1 protein-coding gene is annotated in these 402 nt (G+C 56.2%); it reads left to right on the top strand.

Annotated features, from left to right (window positions below; translation table 11 throughout):
• Positions 1 to 17: 17 nt before the first annotated feature.
• The coding region (locus MXD62_RS10290; protein WP_248829100.1) for an SDR family oxidoreductase at positions 18 to 402 on the top strand (385 nt) is incomplete at its 3' end.

Raw genomic sequence — 402 nt, forward strand, 5'->3', positions numbered from 1 at the left:
CTGCAGGAGAAGGCGACATGGGTCTCTTTAGCGACTTGCATGTGGCAAACGCAAAAGAGGCGTTTGACAGCAAGTTCTGGGGGCAATACGTGACAGTTCGGGCCGCTCTTCCCTGCTTGGAAAAGACCGGCTCTATCACGTTAACCTCCGGCGTCTACGGCGTACGTCCTCCGATGGGGGCGTCTACCCTGGCGGCTATTAACTCGGCGATCGAAGGGCTGGTACGCGGGCTTGCTGTCGACGTCGCGCCTATAAGGGTTAATGTTGTTTCACCTGGAATTGTGGACACACCGATTTACGCCGGGATGCCAGAAGAGCAACGGCAGGCGATGTTTACCGGAATCGGGCAGCAATTGCCTGTGGGACGTGTTGCAAAACCTGAAGACATCGCTCAATCCTACG

This window comes from Frankia sp. Mgl5 (genome assembly GCF_023242985.1).
Classification (GTDB): Bacteria; Actinomycetota; Actinomycetes; order Frankiales; family Frankiaceae; genus Parafrankia; species Parafrankia soli.